This is a genomic window from Singulisphaera rosea (assembly GCF_054877945.1).
Map to the genome: position 1 here is coordinate 1 of NZ_JBTYIP020000041.1, position 17,643 is coordinate 17,643.

Genomic DNA, 17,643 nt, shown 5'->3' on the forward strand with positions numbered 1-17,643 from the left:
AGCCACGGTCCATAGGGACAGCGCCCGCCGAAGGCTGGCACGGCGAGTCTTCGTTGAGTGCACCGATCGCGAGTACAGGCGAAAGAAATTCAGAGAAAATGAAGGGCGGATGTGCGGAACATAGGCTTTACGACTGCGTGACCCAGCAGCATCGCCTCGTGACCGAACGGTTGGGGATATCGAAGGTCAAGCTCGTCGTCGGCTGGTCGATGGGCGCCCAGCAGACGTTCCAATGGGGCTGCCTCTACCCGGAGATGGTCGAGCGCATCGTCCCATTCGCCGGCTCGGCGAAGACCTCTCCCCACAACTTCGTCTTCCTCGAAGGCGTCAAGGCGGCGCTCACCGCCGACGCGGGCTTCCTCGACGGCTGGTATCAAACCCCACCGACGAAGGGACTCCGGGCCTTCGCACGCGTCTACGCCGGCTGGGGCTTCTCGCAGCCGTTCTATCGCCAGGAGCTGTGGCGACAGTTGGGGTACTCGTCCCTCGAAGACTTCCTGGTCGTCTTCTGGGAAGGCTTCTTCATGAAGAGGGATGCCAACAACCTCCTGGCCATGCTCAAGACCTGGCAAGAGGCCGACATCAGCGCGAATCCCATTTATCAGCACGATTTCAAGAAGGCGCTCGGTGCCATCAAGGCCCGGGCCGTCGTGCTCTCGCCCGAGATCGACCTCTACTTCCCCCCCGAGGACAACGAGTGGGAAGTCCAGCAGATGCCCAACGCCGTCTGCCGACGCATGCCGGGAGTCTGGGGTCATTTCGCGGGAGACGGCCTGAACCCGGCCGATACCCGATTGATCGACGACACTCTCAAGGAGATCCTCGCCGACTGATCGACCCCCCCGGTCCATCCGACGCGAGAGTGCGTTGAGATCCCTATCAAAATCAAAACGAAACGGCAGGCGAGAATCGCCTGCCGTTCGAATCAGTGAGCCAGCATGTCATAAATCGTAGCGGAGGAGGTGGGATTCGAACCCACGGAACCGGAGACCGGTTCACCGGTTTTCGAGACCGGCCCTTTCAACCACTCAGGCACCCCTCCGAAGCATTCAGTCGGACTTCCGCATTGCAGGTCGTCGATCCTGGAAGAACCGAGAAAGTATCATACCACACTCTTCGGCAAGAATCCCACCAGTGATCGACGCTCGATGGTTAAATCGAGGATCATCAACGAGTCGGTAGAGGCTTCCGCACGCTCCCGCCTTGGGATCCTTCGCGCCGAAGACGACGCGGGCGATCCGGCTTTGAACGATCGCCCCGGCGCACATGGGGCAAGGTTCGAGCGTGACGTACAAGGTGCAACCGTCGAGTCGCCAGGTTCCCAGGGCCCGACCGCCAAGAGTCAGGGCCAGGCGTTCGGCATGGGCCGTCGGATCGTGTGAGGTTTCCCGAAGGTTATAACCTTGCGAGAGGACTCGACCTTCTCGGACGACAACCGCACCGACCGGAACCTCGCCGAGAGAATAAGCCTCTTCGGCCAGGTTCAAGGCGAGACGCATCATCTCCAAATCGGAGGGCTCGAGGTGGGGAACGATTACGGCCATCACCTGCTCGCCGACACGGTTCGGATCTGGCGAAGCGCCATTCCCCTGAGGAAACGTGTAAAGAACGAGTTGCCAAAGACTTTCGAAAACCTAACCGGTCTCGAAGACGAGTGGATCATAACACCTCAGATGGGCCGAATCAAGGCCGGGATCCTGATCGACGCGAAGGCAGTCAGAAGGGCTCAACGGTCAATGCATGTAGCCGGACGAACACATCGGCTTCAGGTCGGGTGAACAGGCCCGCCGTGGTTCCGAACGCACGAACACAACTTGCGCCGAGGGCGCTGGCGAGCTTTAAGGTGTCAAGCTCGGAGAGGCCGTCGAGGAGGCCGGCGATGTAGCCGGCGTCGAAGGCGTCACCGCCGCCCGAACTGTCGACGCACGTCGTGGGGTAGGTTCCGAGGCGGACGCGAAGACTTTCAGAGGCGGCGTAAGCACCGTGATCGCCGCAGGTGATCACGACGCGTTTCGCGCCGAGGTCGCGGAAGAGGAGGGCCTGTCGGGCGGGCTCCGGGTCTCCCAGAATCAACGCCGCCTCATCCGTGTTGGGCAGGAAGACGTCGGTGAACGGCAAGACCGGACGAAGACGAGGGAGGTAGTCGGCAGGGCCAGGGGTGGCCACGTCGAGGACCGTCCACGCGCCGGCAGCCCTGGCTCTGGCGAATCGTTCGGCGAGGTCCTCGGGGTCGAGGTCGTCGAGGATCAAATAGCCACCGACATAAAGCACGGGGGGCGTTTCGGCGAGGATGGGGTCGAAGTCGGCTGCGGCCAGGCCGCGGTTGGCGCCGAAGGAGTGGATGAAGCGCCGGTCCTGGCCCTGGACGTTGATGATCAGGGTCTGGCTCGTCGCCCTCGATCGATCCACCTCGAGGGAGGAAACCTGAACGCCTTGCGCGGCCAGGGTCTCGGCCACGAATCGGCCGAAGACATCGTCCCCGACTCGGCCGCAAACCGAGGCGGGGATGCCGAGCCTGGTCAGGGCCACGGCCACATTGGCCGCGCACCCTCCGACCGTAAGCCGCAACTCGTCGGCCGCCACCAACTCGCCCGCCGAGGGGAGGTGCGAGATTGGCGTGCAGAGGTGGTCCGCCACGACGATCCCCGCGCAGAGGACGGGGGCGGACTCCTTGTCGAGGGTCGAGGACGTGGGCATGGCGGGCCACCCCCGAGAGCTTGGACCGGTCGAACCAACCTCTCGACGACGCCCGCTTCACGGCCTGCGACGGATCAGACGGGGTTGTCGAGCGACGCCGCCACCTGGTCTCCGGAGACTTCCGACGGTGTCGGTGTCCCGGCTCGCTTGCCGATCAGTTCCTCGATCTCCGCGACGGTCAAGACCTCGCGTTCGATCAGGGCTTCGGTCAGGCGCTCGAGCTCGTCGCGATGCTCTTCAAGGAGCTGATAGGCGTGCGCATCGGCTTCGCGAAGGATCCTCGCGACCTCCTCGTCGATGATCTGCGCGGTGTGCTCGGAGTGATCGCGGGACTCGCTCATCTCCCGGCCGAGGAACGGGTGTTCTTCGGACGCGCGGAAGAAGACCGGGCCGATGCGCTCGCTCATGCCCCACTGGGTGACCATCATCCGAGAAAGTCGGGTGGCCTGCTTCAGGTCCTCGGCGGCGCCCGTGGTCAGGTCGTCATAGACCAAGCGCTCGGCCGCGCGGCCGCCGAGCAGGACGGCGAGCTTGCCGTCGATCTGGCTCTCGCTGTAGCCGAGCCGATCTTCCTCGGGTAGGAACTGGGTCACGCCCAGGGCTCGCCCTCGGGGGATGATCGTCACCTTGTGGACCGGGTCGGTGTTCGGCGAGAGCCAACCGACGAGCGCGTGGCCGACTTCATGGTAGGCGGTGGCGCGCTTGTCCTTCTCGGTGATGAACTCCTCGCGCTTCGCCCCCATGATGATCTTGTCGCGGGCCGCGTCGAAGTCCGCCATGTCGACCTGATTCTTGTCCTCGCGGGTCGCCAGCAGGGCCGCTTCGTTGACGAGGTTGGCCAGGTCGGCGCCGCTCATCCCGACGGTCCCTCGGGCGATGCCGTCGAGGTCGACGTCGGCGTCGAGCGGGATGTTCCGTGTGTGGACCTTCAGGATCTCGAGTCGGCCTTTTTTCGTGGGGCGGTCGACGGTGACGTGACGGTCGAACCGACCGGGTCGCAAGAGTGCGGGGTCGAGGACGTCCGGGCGGTTCGTGGCGGCGAGGACGATGACGCTCTCATTCGGCGAGAAGCCGTCCATCTCGGTGAGGATCTGGTTGAGCGTCTGCTCGCGTTCGTCATGGCCGCCGCCAAGGCCTGCGCCTCGGACCCGGCCGACCGCGTCGATTTCGTCGATGAAGAGAATGCAGGGGCTATTCTCTTTGGCCGTCTTGAACATGTCGCGGACGCGGCTGGCACCGACGCCGACGAACATCTGGATGAATTCCGACCCGGAGATCGAATAGAACGGGACGCCCGCTTCGCCCGCGACCGCGCGGGCCAGCAAGGTCTTGCCCGAACCGGGGGGGCCGATCAGCAGGACGCCCTTGGGGATCCGGCCGCCCAGCCGCTGGAATTTCTCCGGGTTCTTGAGGAACTCGACGATTTCCTGGAGCTCGCTCTTGGCGTTCTCGAGGCCGGCGACTTCGTCGAAGGTCGTCCTCTGCTTGGACTTGTCATGACGCTTGGCCGGGCTCTTCACGAAGCTGCCGAGGATCCCGCCGTCGAACTGGTCGCGAGCCCGGCGCATCATGAAATAGATCAGGCCGACGATCACGAAGGTCGGCAGGAGCAAGGTGATCCACACGAGGCCATTCGCGTTGTTCGGCGGCTGGGGATCGATCCGGACCGGCTCCTCACCCGCCGAGGGCTCTTGGGCTCGCAAGTCGGTGACGACCGTGTCGATCGACTTCTCGGAGGGAAAGTAGACGACGAACTTCGACACCGGCTGGGGTGTGGTGCCCGAGTTTGAGGCGTTGGGCGGGGTGGACGGATAGAGCTCCTTCTTCCGGAGCTCCCCGCGACCCTCGTTGGCCTGGATCGACAGGCTCTTGATATTCTTAAGCTTCACCTGGTCGAGGAACCAGGGGCTGTAGTTCACCATCACCTCGCTCTTGGCCGAGAACTGCCAGAAGATCGCCGCGAAGCCGACGATCAAGAGCAGCCAGAGCCAGGGAGGGGTGGGGGACCCGCCGGAACCATTCGGCTTGCGTCCGCCTGCGGGTCGTCGGGGCGATTCTTGCGGCGGTCGACTCTCCATACGATCTCAATTCCCTATTAGGAGCCGTCCTGAGATGTTCCGGCGCGGCAAAGCGCAACGCATCCCGATTGCGGCCGCAAATTCATTGTAGCCGAAATAATCCGAAAGTTCAGTGGCAATCGATCCGCGCGTCGACCGAGCCGTGGGAACGAGCCCCCTCGGCAACTCGTAGCGAGGCGAGACCTGGTCGGACGCCTCGAGGGCGTCCGGCTGGCCTCGAGAACTTTTATCATGATGAGTTCCGTCCGGAGGGCAATAGGAAAATTGCCCGACCGGTCCCGCGGTTGCCTCGCAAGGGTCGGGTCAGTGGTGCCCAGCGCCCGTCGCTTCGAGCCACTTCTCGCAGTCGATGGCGGCCGCACAGCCGGACCCCGCGGCGGTGATCGCCTGCCGATAGTGGGTGTCGACGACGTCGCCCGCGGCGAAGACCCCTTCGACGCTGGTGGCCGACCCGTAGTTGACCATGCGGTCGATGAGACCTGCGGGGGCCTCGATCCCTCCCCAGGCGAGGGCCGTCCGGGTGAGGAGGTATCCCTCCGGCGTCATCGCGAGCTGGCCCTCGAAGACGTTCGTGTTCGGCGAGTGGCCGATGGCGAGGAAGACGCCGTCGAACGGCACGTCCTCGGTCGATCCGTCCTGCGTCGACTCGAGACGGACCCCGGTCAACGCCTTGTACGGCTCGTCCTCGCCGAGGTATTCGGCAATGGCCGAGTTCCAGCGGTAGTCGACCTTCGGGTTGGCGAGGATCCGTTGCTGCATCACCTTCGAGGCGCGGAGCGAGTCGCGACGGTGGATCAGCGTGACCTTGCTCGCGTACTTCGTCAGGAAGGTGGCCTCCTCGACGGCCGTGTCACCCCCGCCGACGACGGCGACCTTCTTGCCGCGGTAGAGGGCACCGTCGCAGGTGGCGCACGTGCCGAGCCCGTAGCCCATGTAATGCATCTCGTCCGAGATGCCCAGGGTTCGGGCCGAGGCCCCCGTGGCGATGATCAGGGCGTCGGCGGTGTACTCGAACGTCTTCGCCTCGGGATCCTTGGCATCCTCGGAGGTCGTCACCTTGAACGGTCGGCGCGAGAGATCCACCGAGATCGCCGTCTGATAGCGGCAGTCGGCCCCGAATCGCTGGGCTTGCTTGCGGATCGCGTCCATGAGGTCGGGCCCGAGGACACCGTCGGGGAATCCCGGGAAGTTCTCGACGGCGGTCGTCCAGGTGAGTTGGCCCCCCGGCTCATGACCCTCGAACACGACGGGCGACAGGTTGGCACGCGCCGCGTAGAGCGCCGCGGTCAAGCCCGCGGACCCCGACCCGATCACGATGACGGCGGAATGGGACATCGTTCCCTCGCGCTTGCAGGAGACCCGCGACGGAAGCACCTCCTCCGCCCTCGGCTCCAGGATCAATATTATCCTCATGCTGCCAAAAATCGCCCCCTTGTCCAGCGTCGACCCGCCTCCCCTTTCAATTTACGGGCAGGTTGACGTCGTCGTTCGACCTCGGCCGTCGCGGTCGAAACGGGTGTAGTCGCGGTGAAGATTCGGCCCGGATCGGAAGAACAAGTCGATCGACTCGGCTCCGACGACCGTATAGAATCCACCTTCGAACGCGTTCCCCCCGGAGACTCCCCGCCTCCTCGTCCGCCCCGCGCCCCGGAACGCAAGCCAGAGCCAACCTTCCTTCGTGCCTGCCCACGAGGTGGCAGAATTGCCGCCGGCCCCACCGGGATCAACGATGCGATCACCGAACCGACGAACGTTCTTCAGGGCCTTCCGGTATCTCTCCGTCCTCACGGCCGTCCTCGCCGTTTCGGTCCCCCTCGCCGTCGCGGGGGAAGAGATCCAATACAACCGTGACGTTCGGCCGATCCTTTCCGAAACCTGCTTCCGTTGCCACGGGCCGGGTGATCGCAAGGCTGGCCTTCGACTTGATTTGCGCGAAGAGGCCATCAAGCCGGCCGAGTCGGGGGCCGTACCGATCGTCCCGGGCCATCTCGAGGAGAGCGAACTCATCCGGCGGATCCTCACCGAGGACGAGACGGAGGTCATGCCCCCGCCGAAGGCCCACAAGACACTCTCTACGACCCAGAAGGACCTATTGAAGCGGTGGGTCCAGTCGGGGGCCACCTACCAGAAACACTGGTCGTTCGAGCCGCCTCTCAAGGAGCCGGCGCCAAAGGTCAATGGTTCGGGAGTCGTCGTCCGCAACTCGATCGACGCGTTCATCGCCGAGCGAGCCCGGTCGAAAGGCCTCACGCCCTCCCCGGAAGCCGACAAGGAGACGTTGATCCGCCGCGTGGCCTTCACCCTGACCGGTTTGCCACCGACGCCGGCCGAGGTCGAGCTCTATCTGGGAGACTCATCGTCCCGATCGTATGAAAATATGGTCGAGCGATACCTCTTCTCGCCCCGATACGGGGAAGAGATGGCCCGGCATTGGCTCGACGTGGCGCGCTATGCCGACACCCACGGCCTCCACCTCGACAACGAGCGCGCGATGTGGCCCTATCGCGACTGGGTCGTCCGGGCCTTCAACGACAACGTGCCGTTCGACCGGTTCACCGTCGAGCAGCTTGCCGGCGATCTTCTGGAGAAGCCGACGCGGGACCAACTGATCGCGACGGGCTTCAACCGCTGCAACGTGACGACGTCCGAAGGGGGATCGATCGAAGCCGAGTGGTACTTCCGCAACGCGGTCGACCGGTCGAGCACGATGGCCGAGACCTGGATGGGGCTCACCGCCGGGTGCGCGGTCTGCCATGACCATAAATATGATCCTATCTCGGCGAAAGAATTTTACTCACTCTATGCCTTCTTTTATTCGGCCGCCGGTCCGGCGATGGACGGGAACGCGTTGCTGCACGAGCCGACCCTGAAGCTCCCGACGCCCGACCAAGAGTCGAAACTCGCCGAGCTGACGAAGGCGGTCGCGGACGCGAAGCAGGCGGTCGAGGCGGCCTCGAAGTTCCCGACTTACATCGATCCCGCGGACTCGGCCGTTGCGAAGGTGGAAGGATCCGCGCCCGAGGAGCATGGGAAGCTCGAGCGGGCAAAGGATCCGCAGTATTCATTCCGGGCCTGGGTCGAGCAGGGGGGTGGGGCGGCGTCGAAGGACCTGACTGGCGACATCAAGGAGTGGCTCGGGAAGCAGAAGGCGGGGACGCTCGCCGAGGGCGACGCGAAGAAGCTTCGCGAGCACTACCTCAAGAACGTCTGCGAGTCGACCAAGGGGACGTTCGCGGCCCTCGCACAAGAGGCGGCCAGGCGGGAGAAGGAACGGGCGAGTTTGGACGGGGCCATACCCGTGACCTACATCTTCCGGGACATGGAGACGCCTCGGCAGGCGTTCGTCATGCTCCGGGGGCAGTACGATAAGACGGGCGAGAAGGTCGAGCCGAGTACACCCAAGGTGCTCCCCGAGCTCAGGACGGCCACGCCGGGTGCCCGGCCGAACCGGCTCGACCTCGCGCGTTGGCTCGTTTCGCAGGACCATCCCCTCACGGCCAGGGTGGCCGTGAATCGATTCTGGCAGCAGTTCTTCGGTACCGGGTTGGTCAAGACGAGCTTCGACTTCGGCACCCAGGGCGAGTCCCCTACCCATCCGGAGCTGCTCGACTGGCTCGCCGTCACCTTCCGCGAAGGGAACTGGGACGTCCGGGACCTCGTCCGGCTCATGCTCCACTCGGCCACCTTCCGGCAGTCGACGCGTGTGACGGCCGAGATGCTCCAGATCGACCCCGACAACCGATATTACGCCCGAGGCCCGAGGTTCCGGCTCGATGCCGAGCAGGTCCGCGACAACGCCCTCTACGTCGGCGGTCTCCTCGACACCCGGATGGGGGGCAAGGGGGTGAAACCCTATCAACCCTCGAACATCTGGGAACCCGTCGCGTTCACCGGCTCGAATACTCGGGAGTATCACCAGGACAGCGGCCAGGCCCTCTACCGCCGGAGCCTCTACACGTTCCTGAAGCGGACCGCGCCTCCCCCGTTCATGGCGAACTTCGACGCGCCGAACCGCGAGTCGTTCTGCACCCGCCGAGAGCGTAGCAACACGCCCCTCCAGGCACTCCAGTTGATGAACGACGTGCAGCACTTCGAGTCGGCCCGAGGGCTCGCCGAACGGATCCTGAGGGAAGGGGGGACGACCCCCGAGGCACGCATCAACTACGGGTTCCGGGTCGTGCTCTCGAGGCGGCCGGATGCGGAAGAACTCGCCGTGCTTCGGGAGCAGTGTCGGGCCCACCTCGAACGATTCCGAACCGACAAGGACGCGGCGAAGGCGGTCACGCACTTCGGGGAATCCCAGCCGACGCCCGGACTCCCCGAGGAGGAGCTCGCGGCCTACACGCTCCTCGCGAACACTTTGCTCAATCTGGATGAGACGGTCACGCGCAACTGACGTCCCTGCCGGAAGGACGCTCGCGACGAACCAGGTCCAGGATACTACCGGCACCCCAACGATCGAGGTCAACGAGGATGCACCCGTTCTTCGACTTTCAGGCCCAGCAGACGCGCCGGCAGTTTTTCGAGGGTGCCGGCCTCCGCGCCGGCGGGATCGCCCTGGGGCTCATGGCCGGGGCCGGCTCGCCCGCTCACGGGTCGGCCTCGGAACGGGTCCACCAGGCCTTGCCGGGGCTCCCGCACTTCGCCCCGAAGGCAACTTCGATTATTTATCTGCACATGAACGGAGGTCCGTCTCAGCTCGACCTGTGGGACTACAAGCCGAAGCTTCAGGAATACTTCGACAAGGACCTGCCCGACAGCGTGCGCAACGGCCAGCGAATCACGACGATGACGAGCGGTCAGTCGCGGTTCCCGGTGGCGCCGTCGAAGTTCAACTTTAAACGCGCCGGTCAGTGCGGGACGTGGATCAGCGAGCTCCTGCCGTACACCGAGCGGATCATCGACGAGATCGCGGTCGTCAAGTCGGTCCAGACGAACGCGATCAACCACGACCCGGCCTGTACCTTCGTCATGACGGGGAGCGAGGTACCGGGCAAGCCGAGCATCGGCTCCTGGCTCGCCTATGGTCTGGGGAGTGAGAGCAACGACCTGCCGGCCTTCGTCGTGTTCACCCCGTCGTTCCCCAAGACCGGGAATGGGCAGGCCCTCTTCACCCGGATGTGGAGCAGCGGCTTCCTCCCCTCGCGGCTGAATGGCGTCGCGTTGCGGGGGACGGGCGATCCCGTGCTTTATCTCCAGAATCCGCCGGGGGTCTCGGCCGGCGACCGTCGCGCGATGCTCGACTCCCTGGGCCGGCTGAACCGCCGCCAGTACGACCGACTCGGCGACCCCGAGATCCAGACGCGGATCTCCCAGTATGAGATGGCCTTCCGGATGCAGACCAGCGTGCCGGAGTTGGTGAACGTCCGGAGCGAGCCCAAGCACATCCTCGACCTCTACGGGCCCGAGGCCACGACCCCGGGTACTTTCGCCCATAGCGCCCTGATGGCGCGGCGGTTGGTCGAGCGTGGCGTCCGCGCGGTGCAGATCCTCCACCGAGGCTGGGACCAGCACTCGTCGCTGCCCACGACCCTCAAGAATCAGTGCCTCGACACCGACCAGGCCACCGCCGCGCTCGTCCTGGACCTGAAGCAACGCGGGCTGCTCGACAACACGCTCGTCGTCTGGGGAGGCGAATTCGGTCGAACGGTTTATTCGCAAGGTTCCCTGACGCACGACGACTACGGTCGCGACCACCATCCCCGTAATTTCTGCATGTGGCTCGCGGGGGGTGGGATCAAGGGGGGCATCAGTTACGGCGAGACCGACGACTTCAGCTACAACGTCGTCGACAAGCCGGTCAACGTGAACGACTTGAACGCGACGATCCTGAAGTGTCTTGGGATCGACAACGAACGGTTCACGTTCAAGTACCAGGGGCTCGACCAGCGACTGACCGGCGTCGAACAAGCTCGACCAGTGGAGGCGCTACTGGCCTGAGCGTCTCGCCCGAAACCCGGTATTTCAGATCAACCGGGTTTCGGGACTCGCAAGGCCACTCGAGGCTTGGCGATCAAGTCTCGACGAGTCGGGGTTCGTGGAACCGATAGCCGACGCCTCGGACGGTCTCGATGAGGTCGGCGGCGTCGCCGAGCTTTTTGCGAAGGCTCTTGATATGAACGTCGATGGTCCGTTCGAGGACCACGGCGTCTTCGCCGATGGCGGCGTCCATGAGCTCGTAGCGGGTGAAGGCCCGGCCGGTCTGGCGGAGGAGGACTTCGAGGAGGCGAAACTCGGTCGGGGTCAGGGGGAGCTCCTCGCTCTGGAAGAGGGCGCGGTGGCTGTGGCGGTCGATGACCACCCCCTGACTTTCGACGAGCGTGCCCGCCGCCGGCTCTTCCTGGGCCTGTCGGCGGCGAAGCTCTTTCTTGACGCGTTCGATCAGGATCTTGACGCTGTAGGGCTTGGTCACATAGTCGTCGGCGCCGACGGCGAACCCGACCAGCTCGTCGGTCTCCTCGGCCTTGGCCGTCACCATGACGATCGGGATGTCGCGCGTGCGGGCGCCGTTGCGGAGCTCGCGGCAGACCTCGAGGCCCGGCTTCACCGGCAGCATCAGGTCGAGCACGATCAGGTCGGGGAGCTTGAGTTGGGCCTGCCTCAGCCCATCCTGGCCGTCGTGGGCCAGGAGGACGTCAAACCCTTCGCGCTCGAGGTTTGCGGACAAGACCTCCGCCAGGGCACGTTCGTCCTCGACGATCAGGATCTTTGGTTTGGGCATGACTCGGGGCGTTCTTGAAGGGGTCGGGGACCGTATCTATGCCGATCGACTCAAGAACATTCTAGCGCCCGGTCGGGATCTCCGCGTGAAGGAATTGTGAAGAATCAGTGAATATGGAGCCCCGTGTCACCCGATTCGGCCGGTGATGTAGGCTTCGGTCCGGCTGTCCCGGGGGTTGGTGAAGAGAATGTCGGTCGAGCTGAACTCGGCGATAACCCCGGTCCTGTATCCGTCCTTGGCGGTCTCGTCGAGCATGAGGCAGGCGGTCATGTCACTCACTCGGCGGGCCTGCTGCATGTTGTGGGTGACGATGACGATGGTGTACTCGTCCTTGAGGTCGTCCATCAGGTCCTCGACGCGGGCGGTCGAGATCGGGTCGAGTGCGGAGCAGGGCTCGTCCATCAGGATGACTTCGGGCTCGACGGCCAGGGTCCTGGCGATGCAGAGACGCTGCTGCTGTCCGCCCGAGAGCTCGAGCCCGGAGCGGTGGAGCTTGTTCTTGACCTCATCCCAGAGGGCGGCGCGGCGGAGGGAGCGCTCGACGAGCTCGTCCATGTCGCCCCGGAAGCCGTTAATCCTCGCCCCCCAGGCGACGTTCTGATAGACGCTCTTGGGGAAGGGATTCGGCTTCTGGAAGACCATGCCGATCCGGCGCCGAAGTGCGACGGGGTCGGTGCCGGGCTCGGAGATGGCCTGGCCGTCGAAGAGGACCTCGCCCTCCATCTTCGCGCCCGGTACGAGGTCGTTCATCCGGTTGAAGCAACGGAGCAGGGTGCTCTTGCCACAGCCCGACGGGCCGATCAGCGCCGTGATCCGGTTCCGAGGGATGGCGATGTCGACTTCTTTCAAGGCCGGGGACGTCCCGTACCAGACGGAGAGCTTGCGGGCCTCGAGAACGATCGGGTCGGTCGACGGTGACTCGGCCGAGGCCTCCGAGGACGCCGGGACGACTCGGGAATCGGGGAGGGTCATGGGAGGATTAGCCTCGGGCGGAGCGGCCGTAGCGGTTGCGGATGAGGATGGCCGTGGCATTCATCGTCAACAGGAGCACCAGCAAGATCAAGATGCCACCGGCGGTCACGGTTTGGAACTGGACCTTGGGATTCTTGGCGTAATTGTAGATCTCGACGGGCAGGACGGTGTAGCGGTCGAACGGCGTCTTCGGAAGTCGGCCGATCGATCCGGCGGCGCCGACCATCAAGAGCGGGGCGGTCTCGCCGATCGCTCGGGAGAGGCCGAGGATCGTGCCGGTGAGGATGCCCGGCAGCGCCGCAGGGAGAATATGGTCGCGGACCATCTGCCAGCGCGTCGCCCCCAGGGCCAGTGCGGCTTGCCGCAATGAGTTGGGGACGGTCCGGAGCGCCTCCTGCGTGGCGATGACGATGACCGGGAGGACCAAAAGGCCAAGCGTCAGACTCCCCGCCCAGAGCGATTTTCCGAGGGCCAACGCATTGAAGCCGAAGGCCCGGACGAACACGGCCAGACCAAGGATCCCATAGACGATCGACGGGACGCCCGCCAGGTTCGCGATGTTCGTCTGGATGATCCGACGAAGCCGGCCGGACGGGACATACTCCTCGAGGAAGACCGCCGCACCGACGCCGACGGGGATGGCGAATACGGCGACGAGGCCGAGCAGCCAGAGGCTCCCCACGATCCCGCTACGGAAGCCGGCGAGGTTCGGGTCGGTCGACTGCGGCTTCGTGACCAGGGCGATGAGGAACGTACCCAAGGACTTGGCATTGGTGCCGATCTCATACCAAGGGGGGCCGCCCGGCCTTCGTAAGGCCGCCGCGATCACCGAGCCCAGCAGGACGGAGAGGACCACGACCCCGGAGAGTGTGGCCAGGAAGCACGCCAGGCCGAAGACCGGGCCGAGGATGGCCCGGCTTCGACGATGGGGCCGGTAGGCGTCGGGCGCCTGTCGGCTCATTGATAGACCTCGCGATAACGACGCAGGACCAGGCCCGACAGGATGTTCAGGATGAGCGTCATGGCGAACAACGCCATCCCCACGGCGAACAGGGAGAGGTATTCGGGAGAGCCGTACGCGGCCTCGCCGTTCGTCACCGCGACGATGTACGTCGTCATCGTCTCGATGGGGACCAACGGGTTCAGCGTGATCTGGGGTCGCATCCCCGCGGCGAGCACGACGGCCATCGTCTCGCCGATTGCCCGGCTCAAGGCGAGGATGAACGACGCGACGACCCCCGACAATCCCGCCGGCAGCACGATCCGCGTCGACACCTCGAACTTCGTTGCTCCTAGGCCATACCCGGCCTCGCGGAGCCCCCGGGGGACCGCCGACAGGACGTCTTCGCTGAGCGACGAGACCATCGGGATGATCATCACCCCGACGACGATGCACGCGCTCAAGGCATTGAATGTCCAGACCCGGATACCCCAGGGGTCGAACAAGGCCTTGAGCAGCGGGGTCACCAGCAAGAGGGCGAGATAGCCATACACAATGGTCGGGATGCCCGCGAGCAGCTCCAGCGTCGGCTTGAGTACGGCCCGGACGCCGCGGGGGGCGTACTCACTCAGGTAAATGGCACTCAACAGACCGATCGGCAGCGCGATGCACGACGAACCCGCCGCTACGACGAGCGTCCCCCAGATCAAGGGAAGGATCCCGAAGCTGGGCGGGTCGTTGTCGGGCTTGAGCTCGGTCCCGGCCAGGAACTCGATCAGGCCGACCTTCGAAGTCTGGAAGAACGCGAAGGTCTCGACCCCGAGGACCACGATGATCCCGACCGTCGTCAGGATGGTGATCGTCGCGCAGAGGAGCAGGGAGGCCGAAACGGCCATCTCTCGGAGCGAACGGAGCCGCGAATGACCCGACCAGAGGCCGGGATCATTCGCGCCGAGGGATCCCGTGGAGTTGGTCACGTCGCGGCTTTCGGGGCCGGGGTTGCCGCCTCGCCTCCCGCGGGGATCGCCTTCGTATTGGCGTCCCGGTCTTCGGCCGTCGGGGGGACGTACCCACCCTTCTTCGCCAGCGTCTCGATGTTGTCGAGATAATACTTGACGAACGCCCCGACTTCCCGCCGGCGCATCGCGGAGTTCTTCACATAGATGAAGAGGGGGCGCGACAGCGGGGTATAGGACTTGTTCAGGATGGTCTCGGGGCTCGGCGTGACCGGCTTGTCTTCGGGACCCTTCTGAACCGGGATCGCGCGGAGTTTATCCTTGTTCTCTTCGAAGTAGGAGTAGCCGAAGTAGCCGAGGCCGTCGGGGTCGCCCGCCACGCCGGCGACCAGGGTGTTGTCGTCCGAACTGGGCTGGACGTCGTCACGTTGCTGGCCGGCCTTGCCGACGATCGCCTCGGTGAAATACTCGAACGTCCCGGAGTTGCGGTCCGGGCAGTAGAGGATGATCGGCCGGTTGGGCCAGGAAGGATCCACATCCTTCCAGGTCTTGACCTTGCTGCCGGGTTCCCAGATCGCCTTCAATTGGGCGACGCTGAGCGACTTGATGAAGTCGTTCTTCGGGTTGACGACCACAGTGATCCCGTCGTAACCCACGAGATAATGGGTCCAGTCGAGGCCTTGCGCCTTCGCTTTGGATTCTTCCTCGGCCTTCGCGGGGCGGGATGCGTCGACGATGTCGACTTCGCCCTTCAGGTAGTTGCCGAATCCTCCGCCGGTGCCGTGCTTGTCGACGACGACCGTGACGTCGGGTGCGACGCTCGAATAGGCTTCGCGGGCCGCCTCGCTGATCATGAAGACGGTGCTCGACCCGTCGATCTCCACTTTCCCGGGGGCCGAGGCCGGGCCCGAACCCGACTCACCGCCGCCGCAGCCGGCCAGGACGAACGCCAGAAGTACTGCGGCCCGTCCTGTTGTCCCACTTATGCCCATGCGAGAAATCCTCGATTTCGACGCCCTAACTCGCTCGATCGGCGAGCCGACGCTCGGTTTGCTCGACCTTCGTTCGCCGGGACCCATTTCGGTCGGTCGCCCCGGAGATTTCACGCCCGAGTGTACCGAAATAATGTGAAGATTGTGTGATGGCGCGAAGAATCTCCTCGCCAGGGACCACTTTCGGTCTAGCCGACTGACTCGAGTCCGCGGGCTCGGCTCATCGTAGGCCCTTGCCTTCATCGATATGGTAGACGCGGTCCGCCGTCAATCCCTTGTGTTCGGTCGTCTTTCCCGACGGCCAGGTGATCGAGATAACCACCGGTCCGCCGGCTGCTCCGAGCCCGAAGGTCAGCGGAGCTTCGACCGAGGAGAGATACCCCTTGCTGGGGAAGAGCTGGCGGCGTTGCTCGGTCCCTCCGATCTCGAGGGCCACCTTGGCCCCGATCGCGTCTCGGTTCGAGGCGGCCCCGTGGAGGATGAGGCGGACCCAATGGTTCCGGCTGCCCCCCTCGTTGCGGAAGAGTCGGGCCCGTCCGCCGTTGACCGAGAGCAGGACGTCGAGGTCGCCGTCCCCATCGATGTCGGCGTATGTGCAGCCTCGCCCGACGACCGGTCGGAAGAGGTCGTTGCCGGCGGTCTCGGGGTCGATCAGGACGAAGAGCTGTCGACCTGGCCGGCCGGTGTTCCAGAACAACTGGGGCGCTTGCTCGTATTTTTCGCTCGGGTCGGTCTTCGCAATATCGTTCTCGAGGTGTCCGTTCGCGGTGAGCAGGTCGAGACGTCCGTCGAGGTCATAGTCGAAGAAGAAGAGCCCGAACTTGAGGGGAGGCTGGGAGAGGGCTCCCAGGCCGTAGCGGCTCGCCAGGTCCGAGAACTGGAGGCTCCTCGGCCTGTCGTTGACATAAAGGGCCGTCATCTCGTTGGCGAAGTTGCCGATCGCGAGGCCAAGCAGGCGGTCGTTCCGGAACTCGGCCCAGTCGATGCCCATCGCACCCCGAGCGGACCCTCCGATGTCGAACGCAATCCCCGAGGTGATCCCGATCTCCTCGAATTTGCCGCCGCCGAGGTTGTGGAAGAAAAAGTTCGGGGCGGTGTCGTTGGCGACGGCAAGATCGACCAGGCCATCCTCGTCGACGTCGTAAGGCGCCACCCCCATCGCCTTGGCGACCGGTTCTTTCAGCTCGGGAGATCGGACGTGGATCCCGGCCTGTTCCCCGACATCGACGAAGACCCCACCGTCGTTCCGGAGCAGTTGACAAAGCGCCCCCTTGAAGGCGGTGGGGGGGACGTAGGCCCTCGTCTTGTCCGTGCTGGAGAGCTGGAAATCCTGGGCCCGGTCGAATGCCGCCGTCCAGCTCAGGTAAGAACAGATGAACAAGTCGAGGTCGCCGTCGTTCTCCATGTCGAAGAAGGCCGCACTCGTCGGCCAGTCGTCGAGTCCGCCCGCCCTGGCCTTGGCGGCGTCGGTGACGTCGGCGAAGTTGCCCTGATCGTTGCGGAAGAGGTGCCCGCCGCCGAGGGCCGTGATGTAGACGTCAGGATCGCCGTCGTTGTCGTAGTCGCCAACCGCGACACCCATGCCGAAGAAGGGCTTATCGAGGCCCGCTTGTGCGGTGACGTCCTCGAAGTGCCCTTTCCCGTCGTTGCGATACAAGGCATGGGTCGGCGAAGACGCCGCTTTGGAACCCGGCCAGGCCCCCGAGTTGACAAGCAGGATGTCCTGATCGCCGTCGCCGTCGTAGTCGAGAAACGCGGCGCCGGACCCCATCGTTTCCGGGAGGAGCTTGGCACCCTCGGCCGCGTTCGCGTGTCGGAATTTCAGCCCCGATTCGTCGGTGATGTTGAGGAACTTCACCTTGGGGATTTCCAAGGCAATCGCGACCGGCGTCTTGACGGGGTTGGCAGCCGCCGGAACCGCCTTGGAGGTGTCTTTCTCGCCGCATCCGGCGAAGCTGAGGAGGCCGATGGCAGCCCACGTGGCGTAGCAATTCGGCCGATCCCGATCGGCGGCAGGATTTCGTCGGGAATGATGGCTTGCGTTGGTTTGCAACGGCCGTCGTCGCGGCTCGACCATGTGCGGGTTCCAGGTCTTTCGCGATCCGAAGGACGTTCTCGCCAGGTCGGTCCGATGAGCGCGGCTCACCCTAGGGCGAGATTCCCCTGCCGAATACCCTGGGGCCGCCCACCGTGCCGTCACGAGTGGGTTAGGCTCGAGGACCGTCTGATTGGGAACGCCCTCTACAAGGTTCGGTGAGGATTCCCAATTATAGCCGCACGCGTTTCG

12 protein-coding genes, 1 tRNA gene and 1 pseudogene are annotated in these 17,643 nt (G+C 64.7%); 3 read left to right on the top strand and 11 right to left on the bottom strand.

Annotated elements, in window-relative coordinates; all coding sequences use genetic code 11:
- Window positions 1-116: 116 nt before the first annotated feature.
- Window positions 117-833: pseudogene (locus ACYOEI_RS37680) on the top strand (alpha/beta fold hydrolase); the annotation flags it as partial.
- A 121-nt stretch (window positions 834-954) separates the two neighbouring features.
- Here ACYOEI_RS37680 and ACYOEI_RS37685 read toward each other — a convergent pair.
- From ACYOEI_RS37685 to trxB, 5 genes are all read right to left on the bottom strand, one after another.
- Window positions 955-1,042, bottom strand: a tRNA-Ser gene (locus ACYOEI_RS37685).
- Between the two features lie 7 nt (window positions 1,043-1,049).
- The gene (gene tadA, locus ACYOEI_RS37690; protein ID WP_462855610.1) at window positions 1,050-1,544 is read right to left on the bottom strand and encodes a tRNA adenosine(34) deaminase TadA; all 495 of its coding nucleotides are present in this window, start codon (window positions 1,542-1,544) and stop codon (window positions 1,050-1,052) included.
- Between the two features lie 172 nt (window positions 1,545-1,716).
- Window positions 1,717-2,697, bottom strand: coding sequence for a carbohydrate kinase family protein (locus ACYOEI_RS37695; RefSeq protein ID WP_462855612.1), 981 nt, complete (start codon window positions 2,695-2,697; stop codon window positions 1,717-1,719).
- Window positions 2,698-2,771: 74 nt separating this feature from the next.
- On the bottom strand, window positions 2,772-4,775 hold the full coding sequence (ftsH, locus tag ACYOEI_RS37700; RefSeq protein ID WP_462855613.1) for an ATP-dependent zinc metalloprotease FtsH: 2,004 nt from the start codon (window positions 4,773-4,775) through the stop codon (window positions 2,772-2,774).
- A 303-nt stretch (window positions 4,776-5,078) separates the two neighbouring features.
- On the bottom strand, window positions 5,079-6,110 hold the full coding sequence (gene trxB / locus ACYOEI_RS37705) for a thioredoxin-disulfide reductase (RefSeq protein WP_462855615.1): 1,032 nt from the start codon (window positions 6,108-6,110) through the stop codon (window positions 5,079-5,081).
- 394 nt (window positions 6,111-6,504) lie between these two features.
- On the opposite strand from trxB, the gene ACYOEI_RS37710 reads away from it, so the two are divergent.
- Both ACYOEI_RS37710 and ACYOEI_RS37715 read left to right on the top strand, forming a co-directional pair.
- A complete protein-coding gene (locus tag ACYOEI_RS37710) occupies window positions 6,505-9,171 on the top strand; it encodes a PSD1 and planctomycete cytochrome C domain-containing protein (RefSeq protein ID WP_462855616.1) in 2,667 nt (888 codons plus the stop codon).
- Window positions 9,172-9,248: 77 nt separating this feature from the next.
- Window positions 9,249-10,715, top strand: coding sequence for a DUF1501 domain-containing protein (locus ACYOEI_RS37715; RefSeq protein ID WP_462855617.1), 1,467 nt, complete (start codon window positions 9,249-9,251; stop codon window positions 10,713-10,715).
- Window positions 10,716-10,788: 73 nt separating this feature from the next.
- On the opposite strand, the gene ACYOEI_RS37720 is transcribed toward ACYOEI_RS37715, so the two are convergent.
- The 6 genes from ACYOEI_RS37720 to ACYOEI_RS37745 form a co-directional block, all read right to left on the bottom strand.
- Window positions 10,789-11,496 (bottom strand): winged helix-turn-helix domain-containing protein, encoded by a 708-nt coding sequence (locus ACYOEI_RS37720; protein WP_462855619.1) that lies wholly within the window; start codon window positions 11,494-11,496, stop codon window positions 10,789-10,791.
- A gap of 126 nt (window positions 11,497-11,622) precedes the next feature.
- Window positions 11,623-12,468, bottom strand: coding sequence for a phosphate ABC transporter ATP-binding protein PstB (pstB, locus tag ACYOEI_RS37725; protein WP_462855621.1), 846 nt, complete (start codon window positions 12,466-12,468; stop codon window positions 11,623-11,625).
- A gap of 7 nt (window positions 12,469-12,475) precedes the next feature.
- Window positions 12,476-13,429 (bottom strand): phosphate ABC transporter permease PstA, encoded by a 954-nt coding sequence (gene pstA, locus ACYOEI_RS37730; protein WP_462855623.1) that lies wholly within the window; start codon window positions 13,427-13,429, stop codon window positions 12,476-12,478.
- Window positions 13,426-14,304: a phosphate ABC transporter permease subunit PstC gene (pstC, locus tag ACYOEI_RS37735; protein ID WP_462855671.1), complete on the bottom strand. Its 879-nt coding sequence runs from the start codon at window positions 14,302-14,304 to the stop codon at window positions 13,426-13,428. Before pstC ends, pstA begins: the two co-directional genes overlap by 4 nt.
- A 77-nt stretch (window positions 14,305-14,381) precedes the next feature.
- On the bottom strand, window positions 14,382-15,356 hold the full coding sequence (locus ACYOEI_RS37740; protein ID WP_462855624.1) for a PstS family phosphate ABC transporter substrate-binding protein: 975 nt from the start codon (window positions 15,354-15,356) through the stop codon (window positions 14,382-14,384).
- A 220-nt stretch (window positions 15,357-15,576) separates the two neighbouring features.
- Window positions 15,577-17,433: a CRTAC1 family protein gene (locus tag ACYOEI_RS37745; RefSeq protein ID WP_462855625.1), complete on the bottom strand. Its 1,857-nt coding sequence runs from the start codon at window positions 17,431-17,433 to the stop codon at window positions 15,577-15,579.
- Window positions 17,434-17,643: the final 210 nt, after the last annotated feature.